This window comes from Halorhodospira halophila, from assembly GCF_016653405.1.
GTDB lineage: Bacteria > Pseudomonadota > Gammaproteobacteria > Nitrococcales > Halorhodospiraceae > Halorhodospira > Halorhodospira halophila_A.
Map to the genome: position 1 here is coordinate 136,489 of NZ_NHSN01000016.1, position 21,878 is coordinate 158,366.

At 67.7% G+C, this 21,878-nt stretch carries 30 protein-coding genes; all 30 read right to left on the minus strand.

Annotated features, from left to right (window positions below):
• Window position 1: 1 nt before the first annotated feature.
• Complete coding sequence (locus CCR79_RS05570; RefSeq protein ID WP_201169664.1) at window positions 2-2,218, minus strand: fibronectin type III domain-containing protein; 2,217 nt, start codon at window positions 2,216-2,218, stop codon at window positions 2-4.
• Window positions 2,215-2,928 (minus strand): hypothetical protein, encoded by a 714-nt coding sequence (locus CCR79_RS05575; protein ID WP_201169665.1) that lies wholly within the window; start codon window positions 2,926-2,928, stop codon window positions 2,215-2,217. The genes CCR79_RS05570 and CCR79_RS05575 overlap by 4 nt, the downstream gene beginning before the upstream one ends.
• A gap of 40 nt (window positions 2,929-2,968) precedes the next feature.
• Complete coding sequence (locus tag CCR79_RS05580; RefSeq protein WP_201169666.1) at window positions 2,969-3,301, minus strand: phage tail fiber protein; 333 nt, start codon at window positions 3,299-3,301, stop codon at window positions 2,969-2,971.
• Between the two features lie 53 nt (window positions 3,302-3,354).
• Window positions 3,355-4,014 carry a DUF6682 family protein gene (locus tag CCR79_RS05585; protein WP_201169668.1) on the minus strand — a complete coding sequence of 220 codons (660 nt, stop codon included), beginning with the start codon at window positions 4,012-4,014 and terminating at the stop codon, window positions 3,355-3,357.
• Entirely contained in the window at window positions 4,007-4,684 is a 678-nt protein-coding gene (locus tag CCR79_RS05590; protein WP_201169670.1) for a DUF6682 family protein, read from the minus strand. Before CCR79_RS05590 ends, CCR79_RS05585 begins: the two co-directional genes overlap by 8 nt.
• A 4-nt stretch (window positions 4,685-4,688) precedes the next feature.
• Complete coding sequence (locus CCR79_RS05595) at window positions 4,689-5,087, minus strand: hypothetical protein (protein WP_201169672.1); 399 nt, start codon at window positions 5,085-5,087, stop codon at window positions 4,689-4,691.
• 48 nt (window positions 5,088-5,135) lie between these two features.
• Window positions 5,136-5,537 carry a hypothetical protein gene (locus CCR79_RS05600; RefSeq protein WP_201169674.1) on the minus strand — a complete coding sequence of 134 codons (402 nt, stop codon included), beginning with the start codon at window positions 5,535-5,537 and terminating at the stop codon, window positions 5,136-5,138.
• Between the two features lie 60 nt (window positions 5,538-5,597).
• On the minus strand, window positions 5,598-6,842 hold the full coding sequence (locus CCR79_RS05605) for a N4-gp56 family major capsid protein (protein ID WP_201169677.1): 1,245 nt from the start codon (window positions 6,840-6,842) through the stop codon (window positions 5,598-5,600).
• An 18-nt stretch (window positions 6,843-6,860) separates the two neighbouring features.
• A complete protein-coding gene (locus CCR79_RS05610) occupies window positions 6,861-7,949 on the minus strand; it encodes a hypothetical protein (protein ID WP_201169679.1) in 1,089 nt (362 codons plus the stop codon).
• A 72-nt stretch (window positions 7,950-8,021) separates the two neighbouring features.
• Window positions 8,022-10,205 carry a hypothetical protein gene (locus CCR79_RS05615; protein WP_201169681.1) on the minus strand — a complete coding sequence of 728 codons (2,184 nt, stop codon included), beginning with the start codon at window positions 10,203-10,205 and terminating at the stop codon, window positions 8,022-8,024.
• A gap of 5 nt (window positions 10,206-10,210) precedes the next feature.
• Window positions 10,211-11,653, minus strand: a complete 1,443-nt coding sequence (locus CCR79_RS05620; protein ID WP_201169683.1) for a terminase large subunit domain-containing protein — start codon at window positions 11,651-11,653, stop codon at window positions 10,211-10,213.
• Window positions 11,625-12,215, minus strand: a complete 591-nt coding sequence (locus tag CCR79_RS05625; RefSeq protein WP_201169685.1) for a terminase small subunit — start codon at window positions 12,213-12,215, stop codon at window positions 11,625-11,627. The genes CCR79_RS05620 and CCR79_RS05625 overlap by 29 nt, the downstream gene beginning before the upstream one ends.
• A gap of 54 nt (window positions 12,216-12,269) precedes the next feature.
• On the minus strand, window positions 12,270-12,632 hold the full coding sequence (locus CCR79_RS05630) for a hypothetical protein (protein ID WP_201169687.1): 363 nt from the start codon (window positions 12,630-12,632) through the stop codon (window positions 12,270-12,272).
• A complete protein-coding gene (locus tag CCR79_RS05635) occupies window positions 12,629-13,216 on the minus strand; it encodes a hypothetical protein (protein WP_201169688.1) in 588 nt (195 codons plus the stop codon). The genes CCR79_RS05630 and CCR79_RS05635 overlap by 4 nt, the downstream gene beginning before the upstream one ends.
• Window positions 13,209-13,460 carry a hypothetical protein gene (locus CCR79_RS05640; RefSeq protein WP_201169689.1) on the minus strand — a complete coding sequence of 84 codons (252 nt, stop codon included), beginning with the start codon at window positions 13,458-13,460 and terminating at the stop codon, window positions 13,209-13,211. Before CCR79_RS05640 ends, CCR79_RS05635 begins: the two co-directional genes overlap by 8 nt.
• Window positions 13,457-13,951, minus strand: a complete 495-nt coding sequence (locus tag CCR79_RS05645) for a lytic transglycosylase domain-containing protein (protein WP_201169690.1) — start codon at window positions 13,949-13,951, stop codon at window positions 13,457-13,459. Before CCR79_RS05645 ends, CCR79_RS05640 begins: the two co-directional genes overlap by 4 nt.
• A 101-nt stretch (window positions 13,952-14,052) precedes the next feature.
• A complete protein-coding gene (locus CCR79_RS05650) occupies window positions 14,053-14,622 on the minus strand; it encodes a hypothetical protein (RefSeq protein WP_201169691.1) in 570 nt (189 codons plus the stop codon).
• The gene (locus CCR79_RS05655; protein ID WP_201169692.1) at window positions 14,619-15,008 is read right to left on the minus strand and encodes a hypothetical protein; all 390 of its coding nucleotides are present in this window, start codon (window positions 15,006-15,008) and stop codon (window positions 14,619-14,621) included. Before CCR79_RS05655 ends, CCR79_RS05650 begins: the two co-directional genes overlap by 4 nt.
• Window positions 15,005-15,220: a hypothetical protein gene (locus CCR79_RS05660; protein WP_201169693.1), complete on the minus strand. Its 216-nt coding sequence runs from the start codon at window positions 15,218-15,220 to the stop codon at window positions 15,005-15,007. Before CCR79_RS05660 ends, CCR79_RS05655 begins: the two co-directional genes overlap by 4 nt.
• Entirely contained in the window at window positions 15,220-15,582 is a 363-nt protein-coding gene (locus CCR79_RS05665) for a nuclease domain-containing protein (RefSeq protein ID WP_201169694.1), read from the minus strand. Before CCR79_RS05665 ends, CCR79_RS05660 begins: the two co-directional genes overlap by 1 nt.
• Complete coding sequence (locus tag CCR79_RS05670) at window positions 15,582-16,028, minus strand: hypothetical protein (protein ID WP_201169697.1); 447 nt, start codon at window positions 16,026-16,028, stop codon at window positions 15,582-15,584. Before CCR79_RS05670 ends, CCR79_RS05665 begins: the two co-directional genes overlap by 1 nt.
• A gap of 193 nt (window positions 16,029-16,221) precedes the next feature.
• The gene (locus CCR79_RS05675; RefSeq protein WP_201169700.1) at window positions 16,222-16,683 is read right to left on the minus strand and encodes a hypothetical protein; all 462 of its coding nucleotides are present in this window, start codon (window positions 16,681-16,683) and stop codon (window positions 16,222-16,224) included.
• A 105-nt stretch (window positions 16,684-16,788) separates the two neighbouring features.
• A complete protein-coding gene (locus CCR79_RS05680) occupies window positions 16,789-17,289 on the minus strand; it encodes a hypothetical protein (RefSeq protein WP_201169703.1) in 501 nt (166 codons plus the stop codon).
• Entirely contained in the window at window positions 17,286-17,585 is a 300-nt protein-coding gene (locus CCR79_RS05685; protein ID WP_201169706.1) for a hypothetical protein, read from the minus strand. The genes CCR79_RS05680 and CCR79_RS05685 overlap by 4 nt, the downstream gene beginning before the upstream one ends.
• Window positions 17,582-17,962 carry a hypothetical protein gene (locus CCR79_RS05690; RefSeq protein ID WP_201169709.1) on the minus strand — a complete coding sequence of 127 codons (381 nt, stop codon included), beginning with the start codon at window positions 17,960-17,962 and terminating at the stop codon, window positions 17,582-17,584. The genes CCR79_RS05685 and CCR79_RS05690 overlap by 4 nt, the downstream gene beginning before the upstream one ends.
• Window positions 17,959-18,273, minus strand: coding sequence for a hypothetical protein (locus CCR79_RS05695; RefSeq protein ID WP_201169710.1), 315 nt, complete (start codon window positions 18,271-18,273; stop codon window positions 17,959-17,961). The genes CCR79_RS05690 and CCR79_RS05695 overlap by 4 nt, the downstream gene beginning before the upstream one ends.
• Window positions 18,270-19,175, minus strand: coding sequence for a toprim domain-containing protein (locus CCR79_RS05700; RefSeq protein WP_201169711.1), 906 nt, complete (start codon window positions 19,173-19,175; stop codon window positions 18,270-18,272). Before CCR79_RS05700 ends, CCR79_RS05695 begins: the two co-directional genes overlap by 4 nt.
• The gene (locus tag CCR79_RS05705; RefSeq protein WP_201169712.1) at window positions 19,172-20,707 is read right to left on the minus strand and encodes a DEAD/DEAH box helicase; all 1,536 of its coding nucleotides are present in this window, start codon (window positions 20,705-20,707) and stop codon (window positions 19,172-19,174) included. The genes CCR79_RS05700 and CCR79_RS05705 overlap by 4 nt, the downstream gene beginning before the upstream one ends.
• Window positions 20,701-21,240 (minus strand): hypothetical protein, encoded by a 540-nt coding sequence (locus CCR79_RS05710; protein ID WP_201169713.1) that lies wholly within the window; start codon window positions 21,238-21,240, stop codon window positions 20,701-20,703. The genes CCR79_RS05705 and CCR79_RS05710 overlap by 7 nt, the downstream gene beginning before the upstream one ends.
• A gap of 185 nt (window positions 21,241-21,425) precedes the next feature.
• Window positions 21,426-21,644 carry a YdaS family helix-turn-helix protein gene (locus tag CCR79_RS05715; RefSeq protein ID WP_238634728.1) on the minus strand — a complete coding sequence of 73 codons (219 nt, stop codon included), beginning with the start codon at window positions 21,642-21,644 and terminating at the stop codon, window positions 21,426-21,428.
• Window positions 21,645-21,878: the final 234 nt, after the last annotated feature.

Sequence of the window (21,878 nt, forward strand, 5' to 3'; positions counted from 1 at the left end):
GTTAGTTGTAGGTGGCCGGGCGATAGAGGGTCTGCGTGCCCTCGGCCGGCCGATAGAGGGTCTGCGTATCGTCGGCCGGGTGGTGGATGGCCCCGTGCAGATAGCCGCCGATGCTGCGCGAGGAGGCGTCGGTGCTCGACGACACCAGGGCCTTCGCCACGACGATGGCCCGTGCGCGGGCCACCATGTCGGTGACGGCCTGGACGTTTGCAGCATCGCCGTCCGCCCACGTCCCCCGGGCAAAGCCGCGGGTAAGGGCCTCGGCCCGTGCGGCCGCCCACCGGCGACGTGAGCCGATGCCGAGGGCGAACGTGCGGCTGGTGCCGAGCGCGCGCGCATTGCTCGTGCGCTGCCCCGAAGCCAAGGCATCGCCTGCCGAGCGGCCATGGGCGCTGACGCTGCGGACCCGGCGCGCACGCTCGCCGCCGGCGGTGCTCTCGGCGCTCGTCTGCGCCGCCACACGGCGGGTCCGGGCGGGGATTGCCCCGGCGCGGGTCTGCGCCTGCACCCACAGCGAAGTGTCCCCGGCCAGCAGCCCGAGGGCTCGCGCCGAGGTTTCGGCGTGAACAGCGGCACGGCCGCGTAGCTCGATCCCGGCCAGCGCCTCGCTGCCGGTTCTCGCCCCGGTCGATGCGGCATCGGAGCGAATCAGCCGCGCCGAGGCGCGCACCTGGGCGTTGGACTCGACCCGGGCAGCCAGCAGGCGCAGCCGGATCGCAGCCGAGGAAAGGCCACTGGTGGCCGCGATGCTGAACGCCCCACGCCGCTCGCGCTTGGGCAGGGCGCGGGCCTCGGTGCTCGACTCGACGCGGGCCGAGGTGATCCGCCTGCGGCTCACCCGCAAGGCATGGGCGGCCGACTGCGCGCAGGCACGGGCCGACGCCGCGACGATCCGACCCGAGCCGGCCCGGGCGGAACTGACCGCCTCGGCCCCAGCCTGCGCCGCCGCCGTGCGAATCCCGCGCGCGCTCACCTGCGTGACGGCGCGGATGTCGGTCGAGGCGTTGGTGAAGACGGTGAAGCCGATCCGTGGCGGGCGAACGCCGTTGATGCCAAGGCTGACGGGGCCGGCAACGAAGTTATGGCCGCCGGAGTGGCGGAAGCCCACCGCGCCGGTGGGGTGGCTGTTGTTCGTCCCGGTTACTGTCCACTCGGTGGGCTCGCGCTCGTTCGCGGGCCAGACCTTCATGCGCAGGGTAGAGCCCGACGCCCGGGCGCGCAGGAGGAAAAGCCCACTCGTCGCGCTGGTAACGCCCTCCTCGGCAATGACCGAGATGCTCGACGGGCTGGTGCCTATGACGGCCGAAAGGCCCGGGATCCCCGTGGTGTTGCGCAGCAGGAAGAAGTACCCGTTGCCGGTCGATTGCAGGCGCAGCGCAACACCGAACCCGTCCGCCCACGACGTGCTGTGCGAGGGGTAATCAATGGCCGCCAGGACTTCCTGCTCGTCCGTGTCATCGGGCGGGGTGTCCCAGCGGACCACCGAGTAGATGCTGCTATTCGGACGCAGCCCGACCCCTTCGGGCATCACCGGGCTCTCGGTGACGGTGTACGCCGACATGTCGCCGACAAGCCGGGTGATATTCTCCGGGGTTTGTCCCAGCGCCACCCCGGTCCACTGCTCCAGGTACTCGTCCGGGACGGCCGGCCGGGACTCGCCGCTTGCACTGACTGCCGTGGTGGCGGTGGCAGCAGCGGACGCCGCCCGGGTCAAGACCGGCTGGGCGCTCGCCGAGGAGGACGCCAGGACGCCGGCACTGGCCCTGCGGACCCGCAGGATCACCACCTCGTTCGCGCTCGCCGCCGTGCTTGCCCCTACGCTGGCGCTGGCCTCCCGAAAGCGCCGACGCCCCGCGGCAACCGCCATCGACGTGACCGCCCCCGCGCTCGCGCTGGCCTGCACAAAACGCCGGCGTCTCGCGGTAGCAGCCATTGAGGTGACCGCCTGCGCGCTGGCCGCGAGGAGACGCTGACGGTTTGCGGAGGCCGCCGTCGAGGTGGACGCCTGCACACCCGCGCTGGCCTCCTTGGCCGCCCGGGTGGTGAACGCCTGCCACTCGGACCAATCACCAGCCTCGTCGCCCTCGACCGCGCGCACGCGCCACTGGTAGTCGGCGCCGGGGGCCAGGCCGGTCAGTTCGTAGTGCGTGTCGGGGATGCCCTCGACCAGCGTGCTTGGCCCGCCGAGTTCGCGCCACTCCAGGTCAAAGGTGGTCATGGCAGTTCCCAACCCAGCCGGGCGGAGCCTGCGGTGATCTGCGTGCTCTGGAGACTGACCGGGATCGGAGGCGGGCCACCCGGAGCGGGCGGCGGATCACCGTCCGTCCCGGCCGCCATCGGCCCAATAAAATAGGGATGGTTCTCCCGGTGAGACAGGCCGACAACGCCGGCGTCCCATTGGCTGTTGGTCGCCTCCAGCGTCCAGGCGGCAGGCTCGGGGGTTTCGTAAGGCCACACCTTGAGGCGCAGGTTCGAGCCCTGGGCCTGGGCGCGCAGGCTCCATAGGCCACCCGTGGACGGGGCAATCACCGTCTCGGTGTAGATATTCAGCCCCGTAGTGCCCTGGCCGATGGCAGCCCGCAGGACGTGATCCTCGCCCCAAACATGCTGCGAGTAGAGCCCGAGGTGATACCCCCCGCCGGAGAGGTTCGAGCGCAGCATCACGCCGATGTAGCACTCCGTCCAGCCTGGGGTAATGCTCGGGTAGTCCACCACGGTCAGGACTTCCTGATCCTCGGAGGGGAAAACGTCTACCCAATGGGCGTGGGTCATCGGACTGGAGGAAGGCGGGCGGGCCCCTACGCCGTCGGGCAGGGAGCCACGCGACTCGACGATCCAGTTCTGGTCGGCGCCGCCGTAGTAGCCAACGATATTCGGCGGGGTAGTGCCGATGGGCACGCCGGTCCAGTCCACTTGGTATTGAGCCATCAGACACCCCCGACGCGCCGCATCGTTAGCCGCTCACCCATCAGTCGATGGACACCTGGACCTCGCCGGCGGGGAACCGGAGGATGTCGCCCTCCAGGATCTCCCGGGCCGTTGCCAGGGGGGCGATAGCCAGGCGCGTGCCGCCGGAACTGGCGTCGTAGACGGCCACCTCATCGACCTCGCCCCAGGTGCCGGTCGCCTCGGAGAACTCCACGTCGGCGTTGGTGAACACGGCCCGGCCACTGCTCGATGCCGCGGTCGGAGCGCCGAAACTCGCCGCCTGGCGGCTGTGGCCGTTGCCGCTCACCTCACTGCCGCCGACACGGGCGGCCAGGTAGACGGTGCCGCTGCGAAAGACATGATCGAGAGCCATGTCGCGTGCTTCATTGGTAAAGCCTGTCATGGTGGCCTAGTCCTCTTGTCGTGCTATGCCCGCTGGTGGGGCTCTTGGGTGCGGGGGTCTGTGCGCTGGGAGACAGGCACCTTCTCGCCAAGCGCGTGGTAGAACCACTCGTAGTGGGCTTGGGCCTTCGGCTCGATGCCCGCTCGGGTGTCCTTGAGCCAGGCGCGGTAGAGCATCCAGTGGCGCAGCGGCTCGCGGTAGTGGCTGGGCATCTGCCCAAGGGTCGGGTAGGCGCCAACCTCGAAGGCCGGAGGCTGCTGGATGTAGACGATCTGAACGCGCGTGCCAGGGCGCACCGCCGGCACGGTGTGAAAGACCCGGGGCTGGCGCTCATCCCACAGGTAATGGTCCACCTGATCGGCCTCGGGGCGGCCGCGCCAGGCCGGGTCGAAGCGGGCCAGGGTCGCCCCATCGACCCGCGTGATCGCCTCCCCGGGAAGGCCCTGGTCCACGTTCGCGGTGACCTCCATCAGCCGCACGCCATCCTCGGGGATGTGGTGGGTCACGCCCCGCTGCAAGGCGACCGAGGCCACCCGCTGGAACGCCTCGGGGCGCACCAGGGCAAGCTGGTCCAGGGCGGCGCGGAGCATGTCGGAGAAGTGCTCATCGGTCCACGCCGGGTAGTCGGGGTGCTCGATCAGGTCAAGCTGGACGCTGCGCACGAGGGCGGCGGTATCAAGCATGGCCGATGCCCTCCTCCACGCGCTGATGCGCCCGGACCTGGTGCATATCCCGCTGCGCCTCGATGCGCCCGGTCACGGCCGTGACGAACTGCTCGTAGTAGAGGGTGGCAAGCTGCGGGCGCGGGGTGCTCGACTTGGCGTGCGCCCGGGACATGACGTAGTAGTAGATCGGGGTCTGGAATACGTCATCGAGCGTGATGGGGCTCTCCAGGCTCTCCACCTCGGCCGGGGATGCGGAGTAGACGATCTCCAGGTGGCCGGCCGGATCCGGTTGCCCCGGGGTGACGTAGAACGTCTTGGGGTCGCGCTCATCGAAGACGAAGTGCTTGACCTCCGCGCTCGGTGGCTCCGTGTGCCAGTCCGGGCGGGTGGCGTCGAGGATGGCCCGGCGCACGGGTCGCACGGCACGGCCGGGGGTGTTGCCGTCACCGCCCATGTTGCGCACCACGTCGATCAGCGTGATGCCCCCCTGCGGCAACCGCTGCCGGGTGCCCGGGGTCAGCGCCACCACGTCGTTGAGGGCGTTGGCCGACGGCTTGAGAATGACGATCTCGCGCTGCGCGTCGGAGACATAGGTAAGCAGGTCGGCCGACCCCCAGCGCACGCCGGCTTCATCGTTGAGCGTGCTCGAAGCCCGGTCGAGGATCATCTTCGCCGTCACCGTCGGCATCGTCTCAGCCCCCCGTCTCCAGTCGGCGGATCTCCGCGGCGAGCGACTGTGCCGAGCGGCGCTTGTCGAGCTTCACGCCGTGGCGCTGCTCGGCGTACTCGGCGAGCACGTCGCGGGAGAGCTTACGCACGGGGTAGAACTCGCCGCGGATCTCGATCACCAGGTCTTCCGCGCCCTCGCCGTCCTCCTCGCCGCTCTCGGGCTGCTCGCCCTCCTGGGCCTGCTTCTGCCCGGTGTCGGTCGCGCCGCTGACCAGCGCGTACTGATCGGGGTGGCGCTTGAGCATCCGCTCGGCGATCTCCTGCCCGACCTCCTGCACGTCGCCAGGGCCGGACCAGAACACGCCGCTGCCGTAGAGCCGATCCCGGTGGGTCGGCTCGCGGCCGATGTACTTCACCTTCATGGGGCTATCCTCCGGCGGGGCGGCGCGTGGCCGCCCCGGATTGCGGGGTTACTTGCCTTGCCAGTCGTAGGTGGCGACGACGGTGATCTCACCGTCCACGCCGGCGCCGAGCGAGGCGATGATGTCGCAGACCTCCTCGACCACCTTGGGGGCGTGGTTCGAGTCGGCGCGGATGCGACCAGCACTGGCCAGCGACTTGGAGCCGGTGAAGTAGGTCGCCTCGGTGTCGTTCTCGGTCATGTAGCCGAACGAGGCGCTGGCCCCGCTGCCGCAGGCACCGTGGACCACCATCAGATCCAGGAGCCGGGTGTGGGCCGGCAGGCGAATGAAGTGGACGGTATCGCCGCTGGAGCCATCGACGTTGAGGGTCGCGGTGGCCGTGGCGGTGTTGCCGTACTCGCCGGCATGGATGATGTCGGTGTGAAGCTGCTCGAAGTTGATGCGAGCCATGATTCAGTCCTCCAGGGATTCAGAGAGAGGGGACGGCGCTGGGCCGCCCCCATGGCCGGCTCAGGCGGTCGGATCCGGCGCGTAGGAGTCCACTGCGATCACGCCGTGGTCGGTCATCAGGCCGGTGTCCTGGCGCTTGAAGCGGACCTTGGCCTTGCCGCCCATGAACGCCATGGAGACCTCCATGCCGTTGTCGTGGTCCACCTTCTCCTCGTGCCAGTTCGCGTGGTAGCCGCTGGTGCCGTGGTTGCCATACGCCTCGGCGAGCGCCTGGGCGCCGAGCAACAGGGCCCGGTCCACCGGCGCAGCCGCCTCGTTCTCGACCACAGCACCGCTGGAGTTGTGGCTCTTGACCGGCGAGCCCTGGTAGAAGCGAACCGCGCGGTTGTGTTTCTTCACGAGGATCCCGTTCCACATGCCGCACTCGCCGAGAAACAGCGGGTGGTTCCAGCCCTGGCTGCGAGCGTGGGCGTTCGAGATGAACGTGCGCCAGTCGTTGCCCGACGTGCTCTGGAGGAACTGGTACCACTGCCGGCTGGAGATCGTGAGCAGGTAGAGCGGGTTGTCGTCGGCCTGCGGGTCCATGTTGCCGCTGGCGTCTTGCAGGCGGATCGGCTGGAGCGGGAACACATCGTCATCGAGGGTCGCCCGGAGCATGTCGATGGTCTCCAGGGTGATGATGTTCGTACTCCCGATCTGGCTCACGTTGTCCGCGCTGCCGGCGCAGAAGTACCGGCCGTAGGACGGCGGCGCCACGTCGTTCACCACGATGTCGGCGAACTCCTCGTGGCTCTCCTTGGGCACGGCCCAATCAATGCCATCGTCGTCACCGCGGGCACCGGCCATGTGGACGTGCGCAAGCTGATCCTCCAACCGTGCGCCGTAACCAGCCAGGTTGGCCTTGGCGATGCCGCGAAGCTGGTGAACAGTGCGCTTTTGCGTCATGCGACCGCCGGTGTCCACGCCAGCGCGGTACTGGTCGATGCGCAGGTCCATGGAACTGAACGTCAGATCCATCATGCGCCCGGCCAGCTTGCGATCACCCATCGTCGGGCGGCCGGTGATGATGTTGAACAGGTCCACGCTCACCTGGTCGCCGGCGCCGGTGCTCAGGTCGCGGATCTGCACGATGGGATAGTCCGGGCTGGTCTGCCCCTTGAGCTTGGACTCCGCCCCGGACTGCTTGGGCGCGGGGCCGGTCAGTCGGCGACGGAACGACGGCCGGCGCTGGGTCTCAGCGAAGGCCGCAACGGAATAGAGCTTCTTGGCCAGCGGAGAGCCGACCGGGATGTTGGTACGAGCCATGATCTTCGTCCTCGGCTACTAGAGCCGGGCCAGAAACTCCTCGCGTTGGGAATCGCTCATCCGCTCGAGCTTCTCGGCAAGCTGGGTTGCCGACATGCGCTCGACTTCCTCGGATTCACTGGCCCCCGCGGCAGCGCCGCCCGGCAGGTCGGATAGAGAGTTGGGTGTGTCGTCGCTGGTCCGCTCCGCCTCTTGCAGCCGGCGGGCGGCAGCGGCGGTCACGTCCTCGGTGTTGCGTTGCGATGCGGTGGAGATGCCGAGCATCTTGACCACCTCGCGGAAGCGATCCTCCAGCGAGTAGTCCTGATACTTGGGGTTCGCGCGAAGCTGCTCATCGAGGGCCACAGCGGCGGCATAGCGCGGGTCGCCGCTTTGCTCCCATTCGATGAGGACCGGCTTGCCGTTGGCGTCGGTGACCGCGGCCTTGGCCTGATCGACCTCGGCCTGGATCCGCTGCTGCTCGGTCTGCTGCACGCGCTCCTCGGCCTGCTGGTGGCGACGCTCGATCTCCTCGCGGAGTTGTTGGTTCTGCCGGTAGAGCACCTCCAGCGGCTTCGCCAGTTCGTCGCCGTAGTCGCGCCGGAACGCCTCCAGGTCCAGTTCCTCGGTACCGCCCTCCTCTCCGCTATCGGGGGAGCCGCCGTCTTGCTGGGGGGCACCCTGGGCGCCCTTTGAAGGGGCCTGGCCCTGGCGCAGTTGCTCCAGCTCTTGCCGGAGCCGTTCAGCCTCGCGCTGGTACTCGCTGGCCTGCTTGCGCGCGCCTTCGAGCACCGAATACGGGATCTCGTGCCGGCCATCCCGCGTCTTGACTACCCGCTCGGGCTCATCGTCCGTGCCGGTGTTCTCGCCCTGGCCCTCCTGCTGCTGGGCCTTCGGGTCGTCGCCCTGCTTGGACTGCTGCCCGCTATCCGCCACCGCGCCCGTTTGGTCCGCGGCCGGTTTGCCGGCATCGCCCCCGCCCTCGGCATCCGAGCCGGCTGCATCAATCGAATCGCTGCCTTGCTCGTCGGATTCGCCTTCGAGTTCAGCCAGGATCCGGTCGATCTCCTGCTCATCGTTCGGGATACCTTCGGGGTTGCTCAGGTAGTCATTGGTATTTCCACTCATCGCGTCGTCTCTCCTATCGCCTGGAGTTGCGTGGTCGGGGACTGTCGTGCCCCTAGAACGAAAAAGCCCGGCTCAGAGGCCGGGCGTTTCGGTGTGCCGCGTCTGCTGCGGCGAGGGGGGTGGGCCGTGTCGTGGCCCCTCCGGTGTCTGTTGCGCTGCCGCCTGTTCATCCCGGCGCAAGCGGGCCCCGCGCTCGAACAGTTCGGCGTGCTGGGCGGCCTCGGCGCGCATGTCCTCGTGGGATCCGCGCTCGATCTCGCTGATGGTCTTGGCGGTCTGCGCGGCCTGGTGTTCGGTATCGACGCCGGCGGTCTTCTGCGCCATGGCGATGGCGCGCTGGGCGTCGGCCATGGCCTTCTCGGCACGAGCCTCCAGGTCGCGGACCCGGGCCTCGCGCTCGCGCAGTTCCAGCTCGGCGGCCTGCTGCTGCATCTCGGCCTGGCGCTGCTCGGCCTCGGCCTGCTGCTGCGCTTGAAGGGCCTCCTCCTCGGTCTGCGGCTGCTTGCTGCCGCCGCCCATGCCGGTGACCGCGCGGATGCGCTCGACGAACTCCTTGCGGTTGGGTAGGTCGGAAGCCTCGATGATGATGTCCATCACGGCCGCCTGCAGTTCTGGGGGGAGCGTCTGCGTCAGCTCCATCATCCGCGCGAGCAAGTGCTGTCGGTACGTCGTGCTGCTCGGGGTCTCGTCGAGGGCGACCTGGGTGCGCAGCTTGAGGATGTCGTTGGTCCGGTACTCGTAGCCGAGCTCATCGTGCTCGGGGTGGTTCAGGAGGACATCCTTGACCTCGCCGGTGACCGACTCGACGCGCACCGGCAGGTCGGTCTTCTGGCCCAGGTCTTCGACGAGCATCGACATGAGCAACTCGGCGGCCAGACGCCGGCCGTCCTGGTAGTTCTCGATGATCTTGCCAAGCACCTGCTGGCCCTGCTCGACCAGGCTTTTGATCGCCTCGCCCGACTGCCCGGATCCGGCGCCGCGACCCATCATCTCGTGGAATAGGCCCGAGGCGTCCTGGATGTTCTGCTTCGCCTCCTGCATCACCTCGAACTGCTGCGGGTTAAGCCGCGCGTCGGTGTCCACGTTGAACCCATTGGCGTTCTGCCGGCTCGGGTTCGTGATGATGTAGGCGTCCGAGCGCGCGACCTCCTGCGCCGCCTGGGCATGGTCGTCCACCGCATCCCGGTCGGCGATCACCCGGCGGGTGGAGAGGTTGTAGAGCATCTTGCTGCGCCGGGCGTTGACCTCCTCCTGCGGGGATTTCATCGCGCGGATCAGCCCGTAGGGGGCGCCGCTGCGATCCTGCCTGTAGCCAACGAACGGCACATAGGGGAAGTAGCCGTGCTTGTACGGCGAGGGGCGGTCGGCGAGCTGGTGCGGGCCAAGATAGTAGGCCACGCGCAGCCGGAAGGAGCGGGCCTTGCGTGGCGTTACGAGACCCGCGGCAACGGCGTTCAGGTGTCGGCGGTCTTCGCGGTTGAGTTCCACCACCCGGCCATCGGGCAGGTCGAGCACCCACATATCGGTGTGGACGCGGTACCACACTTCGTAGAGCGCAAGCCGGTGGCGCTCGGTGTCCAGCCACTCCTCCTCTTGTAGCGAGGTGGTCTGCTCGATCTCCCAGGAGCGGCCAAGTGAGACATCGACACCGTTCGGGTCATCCCACGCCGGGCGCTGGGCGACCGACTGGCGGATCAGCCGCTTGTGCCGCGGGAAGTGGCCCTCCAGGTCGTCGGCGTCGTACCAGCGTTTGCGTACCAGGTACCGGGCGTCCCGGAGCATCGGGTCGCGGGAGCGGTAGTCGAACCAGATTTCGTCGCGGTGGACGGCCTGCACGCGGTACGGGTACTTGAACGGGTCGGACTCGCGGCTGACCTCCAGCCACCCGATGCCGACCTTCACTTGCGATTCGTGGGCCTCCGAGCACCCGGTGTTGAAGCGTGCGAGGCGCACGGCCTCCTGGAGTTTGACGTTCAGGGCCTCGGCCACCTCGGTGGCCTGGTCGTCCTCGCCGCGCACGATGGGGTCGGTGCGGGTACGCGCTTCCAGGCCGAGCACGGTGTCGATAGTTGGGCGAATCAAATTGACGACGATGGGCGCGATGCCCAGCTCACGCATCCGCTGCATCGTCTCGGTATCAAGCTGATTGCCGTCGTAGAAGTCGGCCTCGCGCGCGGCCTCGGCACGCCATGCGGGCTCATAGCGCAGGTCGGTGAGGATCTGCTCGATGCGCTCGCGGGGCAGTGGCTTTGTCATACGGGTCAGACTCTCCAGTCGGGTGCCGGGCGGGCGACGGTGGTGCCGGCGGATGCGGACGGCGGCTCGGCGTGGCGGATCATCATCAGCGCGTACCGGGTAGCGTCGAGCAAATCGTCGCGCTCCTTGACGATCTTCCCGTCCTTGCGGTGGTAGAGCCGGAACTCCTCAAACCAGTCTTTGAGGTGGCCGAATACCTTGAGCCGACCGGTCTGCATTCGGTCGAGCATTTCGGCCAGGCCGGCCTCCACACTCGTGCGCGAGAGCCGGGTGTCGTCTCGAGTTTCTGGGAACGCGGCGTGGGTGGGAAGCATGTTGAGCCCCTGCTCCCGGTACTGCTCGGCAAGCTGCACGCCTGAGCCCTTCTCGGTCTGGTACCCATCGTGCGGCCAGGCCCATGGCAAGCGCGGCCCCCAGGGCTTGAGCGCCGCGGCGTGGATCACGGGCGTCGCCTGGCTCTTTCGGTAGCCGTTGGTGACGTAGATCGTGTCCGAGTCGCGGTCCCATACGATCTTCGCGGCCGCGGTCGGGTGGTCCCAGCCGAAGTCGAGGCCACCGATCACCGGCCAGATGGCAGGCACCGTGAACGGCTCGACGCTGATCTCCTCCTCGGCGATGGGGAAGATCCGCCCGGAGCCGAGGGTCGGGATGCCGTGGGCGCGAGCCTCGCGCTCGTGTGCCGGGAACGAGGCGATGATCCGCTGGCGCTCCTCGGCGTCGATGTGCTCGGCGTCATGGATGGTCATGTTCGTGTCGTGGCGCTGATCGGAGTCTTCCATCAGATACCTCGACACGACCGACGACATGCCCATCAGCGGGGTGAACGAGAGCGCGACGATCCCTCCCGTGGCGATGGTCCGCGCCAGGCCCTCGTCGTAAATGTCCTCGGGCGGTTCTTCGTCATACCAGACGAAATCGACCGGCGGGCCCTGCCACTTGCGCCGGCCCTGGGCGTAATAGCGAAACCGAAGGAAGGAGTAGCCGCCGCTTGCGTGCTTCACACGGATGTAGTCGTAGAGGTGGCTGACGCCGGCGGCCATGCCGTAGTCGCTGGTCAGGCACCGCTTGGGGATCAGCCCTGTGCCCTCCTCGCCCGGATGCCCGAGGAGTACGCGCTGGCCGTTGTCGCGCGTCGTCTCGCCGGTCTCACCACTCGCCCACACCACTACGGGGCGATCCCAGCGCCGGCCGGGCCACCAGTCGGGGTACTCGCCGGTGAGGTGATAGGCGACCTCCGCACCCGTGGCGTAGGTCTTGCCCTGCTGGTTGCCTGCCCGTAATAGCCTTTCGCGGAAGCTCGCCCCGGCGGCGTGGAACTCGCGCTGCTTGGCGTAGGGTCGGTAGTCGGCCAGGCGCTCCTGGGCAAGCTCCTCGTCAATCTGCGCGAGGATCGCGCGCCGCTCCAGGGGCGAGAGCCGCTCAATGAAGCTCGGGTCGAGAACCTGCATCGCTGCCCTTCTTCACTGGCGACTGCTCGGCCCGCTGCTCGGCGGCCTTCACCTGCTCCCGCAGGGCCTTGAGCGTGTCGCGGTCCAGGGTGCCGAACATGCCCCGCTGCTCGTTATCGGCCTTGTACCCACCGACGTGCTTCATCAACTTGTCGAGGGCCTGGTTCTTGTCGATCAGTCGGTACTCGAGCACCTGCGCCTCGCTGCCCGGGATGGCGCGCACCTTCACCCGGGAGAGCGCGGCGGCGGTCTGGTCGTCCAACTCCTGGACCGGCTTCGGCGAACCGTCCTCGCGGAATAGCTTGCGCGGGTCCGCCATTGCCACTCGGGCCAGCTCCTCGATCACCCGCTCGGCGGTGATCTCCAGCTTCTGAGCCCGTTGGCTTTGGCCTTTGTCGATTTCCGCACGCACCCAAGGTTTTCCAAGTAGTTCCGGGCCTATCCGCGATGCGGTCTTCTCGCTGTAGCCGGCGCGGATCGCCGCCTTCGAGGCGTTGGCGTCAATCAGGTATTCCTGCACGAACCGGCGCTGCCGGTCGGTAAGCCCGGAGGTCTTGCCCATGGTTTTGATCCTGCTTCTACGGAGCCCGGTCACGCACACGAACCGCACCGGTGATCAGTGGCCGCGTTGCTCCAACACCTGTTCTGCCGCTTCCTGGGTGTGTTTATATACAGCCCCGGAGATTTGCGCGCGGTGGTACTCCGTCAGCCCCCACATGACGATGCCGAGCATGAGGGCGACGAGGGCGCCGACGACGCTGGCCACCTTCCAACCGCCGGATCCATACCCTCGGCGGTAGGCCAGATCATCCCGCAGCGAGTCGAGTTTCCCGCCCAGCGTCTCGCCCATCCGGTCTACCTTGACCTCGATACGATCCTGGCCTTTCTCCAGGATCACGACGCGGCCCTCGACGTGGCCCAACTCGCGGTGCAGGTTGACGTACAGTTCCGCGTTGGTTTGGTCTGGTGGCTGGGTCATTGGTCTTCGATCAGGTTTACGATCCGTGGTAGCCAGTACCCGGCGTGCTCCTCTCGCCAGGCCGTATGCCCGATAGTGTCGGCCTCGCGCTCGGTGTCGATGCCGCGCACGCGCTGGTCTTCGGTTTGTGGGCCGTAGCGCCCCATCGCGCCCCAGTGGTGGCGCCAGGCCCAACTGACCGGATTGACCCAGGCCCAAAGCCGCGCCATCTGCACTGCGAAATCGCGCCGGTTGTAAAGGACCGTGATGCTCCGGGCGCCGGGGCCGAACTCGGCGTGCTTGGTGAGCGCTGGCTGGATCAGCAACATGCGGTCACACTTCATCCCCGCCTCCAGGGCCTCCCAGCAGACCAAGGCGCCATTGGAGAATGCGACGACGTGATCCTCGGGGCCGATGTCGGTAGCCAGGTCGTGCCCAACTCGACGAGAGCGCCGGCGCGTCGTCAGTGGGCCCACCCAGCCGTAGTCGTGGATCACGGCCTCGCAACCAGCAGCGATCAGTTCGGCGGCCAGGGCGTCCCAACCCGAGGCGTTCTTGTTGAACGCCCCGTGGATGAGGTGAACAACGGATCCGCGCTTACTCATCGCAGTTCACCCGGACGCTGTGCGGGGCCGCGGCGGCGTTGGCGCGCTGGCGAAGCGCCTGCCGGTCTTCCTTGCCGGTTGCCAGGCAGTAGTCATGCACCGCCTGGCCGACGCGCTCGGCGGCCCGGTCGCCGCGCTCGGTGATGGCCGCACAGCCAGCCATCACGGACACCACCAGGCCGATGCCGGCGGCCATGACGAGAAGCAGCCGCCCGTGCCCGAGCCCCTGGTATCGTTCGATCATTCCTCCCACCCCGCCTGGATCAGTCGGTCCACGTATTCCTGGTTGACGTAGCGCCCATCGGTCATGCGCGGACTGCCAGCGTTGTACGCCGCGGCAACGCCCGTCCAGCCATGCTGATTCCCGAAGCGCCGGTATAGGCGCATCAGATACTCGCACCCGTATTGCAGGTTGGTTTCCGGGTCGCAGAGCTCGGAGAGGAAGGTTCCCTTGAATCCGATCTCGCGCGCGGTGGCGCCCATGATCTGCATGAGCCCCCAGCTCGTACGCTGGCCATAGGACTCGGTGGGGCGCGAGGCGCCGGGGGGTGCGTAGAAGGGGCCGCCACGGTGAGGCGCGTTGTGGCGCACGTCCCATAGCCAGCGGTAATTGGCTTCCATCCGCATCGCGTAGGGATTGCCGGCGCTCTCGACCTCGATGATCGCGCGCAGCAGGCGCACAGGGATCCCGTACCGCTCCGAGAACCGGGCGGTAAGCTGGTCGATGTCGTGCATGTGGGGGGCACCGGGGGGCAGGAATAAAAAAACCCGGCGATCCGCGAGGAAGCCGGGCTTGCTTACACCAGTGGCATGGTAGTTATCAAGACATAGTATTGTCAGACCTGCTGCGCGTCAATATCAGGCAGCCGACTATCGAGCACCGCAGCCACCCTTTTGAGTCCTACCGCCTCCCAATCGTCGATCTGGTCGTGCGCCGCCTGCACCACCCGCCGGTAGTTCGGCCAAGACTGTCGCGGGAACCCCACCTTGCGCGCGTAGTCCGCGGGGCGCAGGCGCGGGTTGCCGAGTCCGGTCCACCGCTTATCCCCCATCGCCGCGAGCATCAGCGACTCCAGGCGATCCGCTGCCACCTTGAGCCCGGGAATCCGCTCCCGCACGGCGAGGGTCAGCAGGTCGTGCAACCGGAACACGCCCTCATCGGACACCCATTCCGCGGCCGGCTCAGCGTAGGCGATGTAGAGCCACAGCCGGGAGGGCTCAGGGCAGTCATCCACGGCCGCGAGCACCCGGCCGCAGTCGATCCCATGGGCAACGGCCCCCGCCGTGCTGGTCGCAGGCGAGAAGTCGATCCGGCAGCGGTAGCGCATCTGATCGGATTCCGGCGTCTGCCACCCGTGGAGCGTTGCGATGGTGATGGCCAGCTTGGCGCTGTAGGTCCGTATCACGCCTCTCCCTCCCCCTCTACGGGCACAATCTGAACGCGGGTCCACCCCTTCTTCCTCGGTGCGAACGTCGGCTCGGCGGTGAGTCTCACGATGCACTGCGGGTCGTCGTCTTCGATGATCCCCAGGCCGTGCGGGTTGCGCTTTGTGGGGCGAACGAGGCAGTCGAGCAGCGGCTTGAGCCCGCCGTAGAGCCCGTCCCAATCCGGCAGCCGCTCGCTGTAGCGCTGGATGTGAACCTGGCAGCGTGCGACAGGCTGCGCCGGCGGCGTCACGGCTGCGCGCACCATCCAGGCCACGGCTTCGGTGTGCCGGCGCCGGTCGCGCCAGTGCATCCGCTGCCAGCGGTTGAGCAGGATCGTCGGCTCCGGCAACTCGAAGTCGATCATCCGTCACCCTCCGCGGCCCGGAACCCGCGGCAACGCCGCCCCCGGGCCGGACGCCTGAGCCCCTTCTTGCACTCGGTCACCAGCTCGCCCCATGCGCTGCCGAGGTCTCGGGCGTAGAGGCAGATTTCGCACTGGCGCTCGCGGATCTGCATGGCATGAACGGCCTGCTCGACGGAATCCAGCGCGTCTCGAGGTACATGACGCCGACTCATCAGAATCCCTCCTCATCGACGCGCGGCAGGGCGAATCCCTCGACGCGCAGCAGCCCCATTTGCAGCCAGATCGCCCGGGTCCGGGCCGCGGCCAGGATCCAGGCGCCGAAGATCGCACCCGGGCCCAGGTGATCCGGGCACGGCACCCGGCCGTCGAGCACGTCATGGCAGGCCGAGCAGCAGAACGCGCCTTCGAGGTCCGAGCCTTTAGTCGCCATGCCCCCGTTGCCCAGGGGCGGGTGGGCAAGCACCACGGTCTCGGGATCCCAAGAGCACACGCCGGGCAGGCGAAGCTGGCATTGCTGACCTCGGGCGGAGTCGCGGAGCTTCTTCGAGCGCACCGGCGGCGTTTTCTGGAGCATCACGCAAGTTCCCTCCCCGCCCAATCCGGCTCGGTCAGCCCCATGCCCAACCCCGTGAAGTGCTGGTAAACGTCATCGAGGTACTGACGCTTCTCAGGCACCGTCATCAAGCGGGTCACCGGAAAGTCGATGGGCACCTGCATCAGCAGCAGCTTCATTTCGTACTCAAGCGGGCGCACCACCCGGTCGTACTGCTCGCGGAAGTCCTCGTGAGCGGCCCTGAGAATCGGCACGCCGAAGTGCAGCTTGCAGAACGCCCGGTACTCCTCGGCGCTTTGATCCCCCTGCTCCTCGGCCTCGTTCATCCACAGCCGTTGCAGCCGGTTTTGCTTCAGTGAGCGTGGCGCCCCTTTGCTCAGGCTGGCCGTGAAGGGCGGCTTGCGGCTCTGGATCAGAGCCATGAGCCGCCGGCGGTCGCTTTCGTCGCGGACTGCGATCTGCGTCATCGAACATCCCCCGTCAGCCGGGTTCGGGTGCGGTACCGGATCCAGTCGCACACCGTGAAGTAGTGGTACCCAAGGCGCCGGGCGATCTCGACCGTGCTAAGGCCCTGGTCATGTAGATACCGGGCCCGCTCGACGGTCTCATCCGTTGCCCGCGCCCGAGGGTGTCGCTCGCCGTGCGACATCGGCATAGGGCTCACACCTTGTTCCAGGGGCGCATCGAGGCAGCCCATTCGGGGTTCGGGAACACGCCCATGAAGCGATACCCGCGGTCGTCGATGGTCACCAGCGCCGGCGGCTTGCACAGCGGCCAGCGCACTTGGCGGACCAGCCAGCGCCCAGCCCTGTGCGCCTCCTCGTTCAGCGACTCGGCGCCGAGCTGGTACCCGGCGTCGATCCAGGGTTTGCGATTCGTGGTCAGGAATGCCCCGGCGGCGTGCCGGCGCATCCAGCGCTTCATCGCGCGCCGGCCTCCGAGCCGGTGGCTACGCGAGGAGTGGATCGCCACCTGGTACCCCTCACCGAGCGCCTCGAGGATGAACTCAAACGCCCCGGGCACCGGACCATCCGGGATCACGCGACCCCCCTGCCAGCCGCTTTCATAGCTATGGATGACGCCATCGAAGTCCAGGCAGATGATCGGCTGCATGTCAGTCATCCCCCGTGCCCATCAGCCATACCAGCGCATCCATCACCCCGCGCACCGTGACCACGAATGCCACGACCACGGCCGGAATCATTGCCACCCACATAGCTGCTGTACTCATGCGACCTCCTTGTTCGCTCGCGCGAGGATCTTTCCGGCGCTCACCACCCAGCGAGCGCCGTACCCAAAATCCCGTTGTTCGCCGATCTCGCGGACACGCTCGCTACTGATCGGCGGGTAGACGGTGCAGACATCCGGCCAGGCGATCTGGACCAGGACGTAGTGAACTCCAGGGCGCAGATGCTCGGCGTTGAGCTTGAGCATCGGGTCGGCCCCGGTGTAGGTCGTCGCCTTGACCTCCAACTGCCGCCCGTCGCGGGCGGTCAGGTCGGCGGCGTGCCCATCGCCCTGCGGGCGGACGGTCTGATCGACGCGGGCCCCGTAGACCCGGGCCGCGGCCAGTTCGGAGAGCACGCCGGCAAGATGCATCCCATAGGGACTGACCTTGGCCGCCTGGAATCCGACCGGGCCGGCCTTGGTCGCCAGGCGTTGCGCGGCCAGCGTCGAGGCGAACGCCACCTCGGCCGGGGTCAGGCGCACCGCGGTTGGCGCGATCACCGCGCACCGCGTGCGGCAGACTCCGCCGCCAGGGCGACGTAGCCCACGTCATCGAGATAATCGTCTTCGCGGTACTCGCCCTGGGCGCCGCGGACCTTCTTGAGCACCGACATGAACTCCCAGCCCTCGGTCTCGGCCATGTACCCCCGGGCAAGGATCCGCGCCCCGTAGATCGTCCAGAACGCATCGACGGCGGCGGCCATCGACCGCTCCCCGTTCTCCTGGTCCCGGCTCTTGCCGCGCTGATTCATCACCTCACCAGCCCGGGCCAGGTAGTCAGCGGCGGTATTCGTCATCGCCCCTTCCTCCCCTGCCAGCCCTCGCGTACCGAGCGCTCCAACGCCGCGGCGGCCGGCTCGCCGTAGATCGAACGGAACCGCTCCAGTGCCTTCCGACGCTGCTCCCGTGTTGGTGCGTGGAGAATCTGCGCCGCCTGCTCGCGCAACGGGGCCGCGCACGGCCCGATGACCTGCTCCCGGTACGTCGCCACCCGGGCCGCCCCGCCGGCGGTACCCCCGACCTCTCGCACCTCGACCCGGGTGCCGACCTCGTGCCCGTCCTGCTCGGCGTAGGTCATCCGCCCATCGAATGCCGCTTGGAGTTCGGCCAGAACCGGATCCTCGATCAGTGCCGAGAGAGCCTTGCGGTTGTGTTGCCGGATGTCCTCGATCACGACGCCACCTCCCGCAGCAAGCGCATCCACTTGGCCAGGAACCAGTCACCGCCCTGGCTCGACGGCCTCGGGAAGACCTGGTGGGGCTGGAACTCGCAGAGCAGCCAGACCCGCGGGGCGCGCAGCCGGATATGGGGCGCATCCGGGGCCTGGCAGATATGGAAGAACGGCCGGTGCGCGTAGCCGCGCTTGCGCCCGCCGTCCACCGCCTCCTGCCAATCGCCGAGCTGATAGCGATGGCTGCGGCAGAAGTAGAGCGGCGCGTAGCCGTCCCCCATCCGCCGCATCAGCTTGTAGCCAAGCTGGATCACTCCGCCTCAACCTCCCGACGCGCATGCAGCACGTCGTTCCAATCAGTGCCCGGCACGGGCGGGAAATGGACCTCGACATCGAAGCCCGTGAGAACCAGACGGTGCGCCAGGCCATAAGCCGCGGCGTGACCGGCGTAGTTGTGGTCGTGGTCGGCGTAGATCCGCACCGACCGCGTGCCGGCCGGCGGGGTCCAGGACTTCATCAGGGCGGTGTTGATGAGCGCCCACACCGGGACGCCGTGGAGCATCTTCGCGGCAATGGCCGACTCGATCCCCTCGGCAACACCGAGCACCGGCCCAGGTGGGTAGAGCGGGATCGACGCCCCGGCGAGCGAGCCGGACTTGCTCGGCAGGATCTTCCGCGGCTCCATGCCCGAGAGCTTCTGCCCGCCTTGCAAGTAGGTGACGTGGTAGGTCTCGAAGGCTCCGTCGCGTAGCACGGGCGCGCACATCGCCGGGTAGTGGCCGATCACTCGCTGATGCTCGTCGTAGTAAGCCAGGGAGCGGTGCCACCGCAGCCCAGGGGCCATTTCCAGCCCCCGGCTCTCCAGGTACCGACTGCGCCCGCTGTGCTCCACCTCCCGCTGCAACCGCTCGGCGCGGGTTGGCTTGCGCCGGGCCGGGATCGGCCCGGCGCCGATCACCTGTTCGATACGCTCCGCCGCGGCCTTGAAGTCGAGCCCCAGGCGACACATCACCAACTGCACCCCGTCTCGATCCCCGTTCGAGCAGTGGCAGAAGAAGCTGCCCGAGCCGTGATGATCGGAGAAGCGGTACTTCGGCTTATCGTCCGGGCGGCAGGGGCAGCGTTGGTGCTTGCGGCTCTCGATCCACTGCGGGCCCAGGATCTCGCTGATGATTCGCTCCCACTGCCCGCGGCAACGCTGGCGAAGGTCGCTCATACCGTCACCCCCGCCTGCTTGGCCTTGGCCTTGCCTTTGGCGAATGCGATCTGCCGGCTCTTGACCCAGGAGAGCATCGCCGGGCCCGGCTCACGCGGGGCGACGTTGCGCAGGCTCGGGTGGTTCGGCCAGGTGCCGAACTTTTCCTTGAACTTGTTGGCCGCCCAGCCGTCCTTGTAGCCGCGTTGTTGCGCCACCCCACGCAGTTCGGCGTAGAAGCGGGCTTGCTCGACCAGGCGATCCCCCTGGGCTTGCTGCTTTGTGCGCCCCTGCTCGTCGGTCTCGAGCAGATCACCCTCGACGAACGCGACCTCGCGGCGCTTGCGCGGCGGCTCCCACCCGCACGCAGGACAGTCTCGGCGGTGCTCGTAGACCAGCGAGCACTCGCCGCAGGTGATCGGCTCACTCTCCTTCTTGCGCCGGCTCACGACCCGATCCTGGACCCGCTCGGCGCCCGAGAGCGTCCACTCCACAGGGTCCGATACCCGCCCCAGGGTTCGGCGCACGCCGCCGTGGTCGATCACGATGGCGTCCTCCTTGCCCGGCGCGGGGCGCAGCACCCGGCCTACGGTCTGGTGGTAGCGCACGAGGCTTTTGGTCGGACGGGCGAGGACGACGCAGGAGAGCGCAGGGGCGTCGAAGCCGAAGGTGAGCACGTCCACGTTGACGACCACCTGGCTGGCGCCGCTGTAGACCCGCTCTGTGACCGCATCGCGCTCGGCGCGCTGCATCCCGCCGTGGATGTAGTCGGCCCGGACGCCGACATCACGGAAGCGGTCACGCAGGCTCAGGGCATGGGCCACCGAGTTGGCGAAGACGACCGTCTGCCGATCCGGGGCGATCCGTCCCCACTGCTCCACCACGTCACCGACCATCTTGGGCGTGTTCCACCGCTGCTCGATGCCGGCTGACTCGAAATCGCCGCGGGCCTGCTTGAGCCCGGACAGATCAGCCGGGGTCGGCTCGAAGTAGCGCGCCGGCACCAGGTAACCGTCTTCGGTGAGTTCCTGCACCGTGGCCGCTTGGATGATCTGCTCGTAGAGCATCCCCAACCCCCGGCCGTCACCGCGCGCCGGGGTGGCGGTCAACCCGAGGATGATGGCGTTCGAGTAGTGCTCGCGGAGAATCCGCAGGTAGGTCGGAGCGACGGACAGGTGCGCCTCATCGACGATCACCAGATCGGCGCCTGGGGCCCGGCCGATGCGCCCCTTGTCGAGCCAGGAGCGCAGCGTGTCCCAGGAGCAAATCTGCGCCGGCTCTTGCGGGCACCGCCTCTGACCGGCCATGACGATGCCGTGAGGCACCTGAGCCCGGCCGAACGTGGCGCTGGCCTGTCGGATCAGCTCGCGGCGCGGAGCGAAGAACGCCACACGGCGGCCCTTGGCAACAGCCCCCGCGGCAATGGCCGATGAGATCATCGTCTTGCCGGAACCTGTGGGGCTACTCAGGATCAGCGCGCGAGAGCCGGCACTGATGGCCCGGCGCAAGCGGTCGATGGCCTGGGCCTGGAAGGGACGGAGGCTGCTCACCATGGCACGTCCTCCTCCGAGGCGAAGCCCCCGCGCGCATCCTCTCCCCTATCTACTACCTCTATATCCCCCTTCCTATTGCCGGGGGAGTTCTTTTCTGTGTCTGAGTCTGTATCTGCCTCTGTATCTGGCCCGTTTCGGGAACGTTTCTGTAACGTTTCACCCGTTTCACTCGAAGCCTTCGCCCGCTTGTTCGCCCGGTGCGCCTGGACCCGGGCGGTGCTGTTGTCGCTCTTGTACTGGCGCTTGTGCCAGCCAAGGGGCTGCCAGTTCTGGTCAATCAGCCCGACCTCACGCAGCCGGCGGTTCAACTCGCCCAACTCTCGGACCTGGAGCCCGAGCTTGACGGCCAGCTTGCGCTCCAGGAGTTCCACGTCGGTGTTCTGGTCGAGGATTCCCTTGCCCTTGCAAGCCAGTAACGCGACGTAGTGCCAGCGATCCTCGAACGCGAGTAAGCGCAGCTTCTCGTCGTCCACGATCTCGGTGTAGAGGCGGAACCAGGGCAGGGATTGGTTGCTGTTCTTGTTCTTGGCCATCAGCGTTGCCCCCCGCTGCTGACGGCCGCTTTTACCGGGTTCGACTTCGCTGTCTGCACTAGGTGCTTGCCGATGCTGTCCGTGAGTGTCATGCTCAAATCCTCAACTTAAGGGTTGATCCAGAACCCCGGCTCATGGCCCGTCACAGCCGCCGGGGTTCTTTTTTTGCCCTACTCATTGCCCATTCACCGCTGGGCCACCCCTCCCTCCTTTGCTGCCTCGCTCCGGTGTGGTGATGTGAAAACATCCGGCCTGAGCTCCTCGGCGGTCACTGCCCCGCTGGTCAGGCGCTCGATCACCCGGCACCGCTCGGCGGAGACACGCCGTATCCCGTACATCCAGTGCTTGACGGCGCTAACGCTGACGCCGATTTCGCGCGCCAGGCGTGCGAGCGTCGTTCTCACTGGCTCGTCCTGCCCGTACACCCACGCTCGTAGATCCATACCCTAAAGGTACTCGCAGTAGCGCACCAAGGCAAGAAAGGGGAGCAAATGTCACAAGCGCCAAGCGGGCGCAGACCAGTGGAAAGATCGAGCGGCTTGTCTAAACTTGAGGCGCAAGGGTACATTGAGTACACACACCCCTTGCACGGGCAATCCGCCCAAAAGAAGGGGGGAGGGAAGTGAAAAAATCCGCGC

Coding starts and splice junctions, on each gene's coding strand:
- CCR79_RS05570 (WP_201169664.1), bottom strand. CDS start 2,218: ATGACCACCTTTGACCTGGAGTGGCGCGAACTCGGCGGGCCAAGCACG.
- CCR79_RS05575 (WP_201169665.1), bottom strand. CDS start 2,928: ATGGCTCAATACCAAGTGGACTGGACCGGCGTGCCCATCGGCACTACC.
- CCR79_RS05580 (WP_201169666.1), bottom strand. CDS start 3,301: ATGGCTCTCGATCATGTCTTTCGCAGCGGCACCGTCTACCTGGCCGCC.
- CCR79_RS05585 (WP_201169668.1), bottom strand. CDS start 4,014: ATGCTTGATACCGCCGCCCTCGTGCGCAGCGTCCAGCTTGACCTGATC.
- CCR79_RS05590 (WP_201169670.1), bottom strand. CDS start 4,684: ATGCCGACGGTGACGGCGAAGATGATCCTCGACCGGGCTTCGAGCACG.
- CCR79_RS05595 (WP_201169672.1), bottom strand. CDS start 5,087: ATGAAGGTGAAGTACATCGGCCGCGAGCCGACCCACCGGGATCGGCTC.
- CCR79_RS05600 (WP_201169674.1), bottom strand. CDS start 5,537: ATGGCTCGCATCAACTTCGAGCAGCTTCACACCGACATCATCCATGCC.
- CCR79_RS05605 (WP_201169677.1), bottom strand. CDS start 6,842: ATGGCTCGTACCAACATCCCGGTCGGCTCTCCGCTGGCCAAGAAGCTC.
- CCR79_RS05610 (WP_201169679.1), bottom strand. CDS start 7,949: ATGAGTGGAAATACCAATGACTACCTGAGCAACCCCGAAGGTATCCCG.
- CCR79_RS05615 (WP_201169681.1), bottom strand. CDS start 10,205: ATGACAAAGCCACTGCCCCGCGAGCGCATCGAGCAGATCCTCACCGAC.
- CCR79_RS05620 (WP_201169683.1), bottom strand. CDS start 11,653: ATGCAGGTTCTCGACCCGAGCTTCATTGAGCGGCTCTCGCCCCTGGAG.
- CCR79_RS05625 (WP_201169685.1), bottom strand. CDS start 12,215: ATGGGCAAGACCTCCGGGCTTACCGACCGGCAGCGCCGGTTCGTGCAG.
- CCR79_RS05630 (WP_201169687.1), bottom strand. CDS start 12,632: ATGACCCAGCCACCAGACCAAACCAACGCGGAACTGTACGTCAACCTG.
- CCR79_RS05635 (WP_201169688.1), bottom strand. CDS start 13,216: ATGAGTAAGCGCGGATCCGTTGTTCACCTCATCCACGGGGCGTTCAAC.
- CCR79_RS05640 (WP_201169689.1), bottom strand. CDS start 13,460: ATGATCGAACGATACCAGGGGCTCGGGCACGGGCGGCTGCTTCTCGTC.
- CCR79_RS05645 (WP_201169690.1), bottom strand. CDS start 13,951: ATGCACGACATCGACCAGCTTACCGCCCGGTTCTCGGAGCGGTACGGG.
- CCR79_RS05655 (WP_201169692.1), bottom strand. CDS start 15,008: ATGATCGACTTCGAGTTGCCGGAGCCGACGATCCTGCTCAACCGCTGG.
- CCR79_RS05660 (WP_201169693.1), bottom strand. CDS start 15,220: ATGAGTCGGCGTCATGTACCTCGAGACGCGCTGGATTCCGTCGAGCAG.
- CCR79_RS05665 (WP_201169694.1), bottom strand. CDS start 15,582: ATGCTCCAGAAAACGCCGCCGGTGCGCTCGAAGAAGCTCCGCGACTCC.
- CCR79_RS05670 (WP_201169697.1), bottom strand. CDS start 16,028: ATGACGCAGATCGCAGTCCGCGACGAAAGCGACCGCCGGCGGCTCATG.
- CCR79_RS05675 (WP_201169700.1), bottom strand. CDS start 16,683: ATGACTGACATGCAGCCGATCATCTGCCTGGACTTCGATGGCGTCATC.
- CCR79_RS05685 (WP_201169706.1), bottom strand. CDS start 17,585: ATGACGAATACCGCCGCTGACTACCTGGCCCGGGCTGGTGAGGTGATG.
- CCR79_RS05700 (WP_201169711.1), bottom strand. CDS start 19,175: ATGAGCGACCTTCGCCAGCGTTGCCGCGGGCAGTGGGAGCGAATCATC.
- CCR79_RS05705 (WP_201169712.1), bottom strand. CDS start 20,707: ATGGTGAGCAGCCTCCGTCCCTTCCAGGCCCAGGCCATCGACCGCTTG.
- CCR79_RS05710 (WP_201169713.1), bottom strand. CDS start 21,240: ATGGCCAAGAACAAGAACAGCAACCAATCCCTGCCCTGGTTCCGCCTC.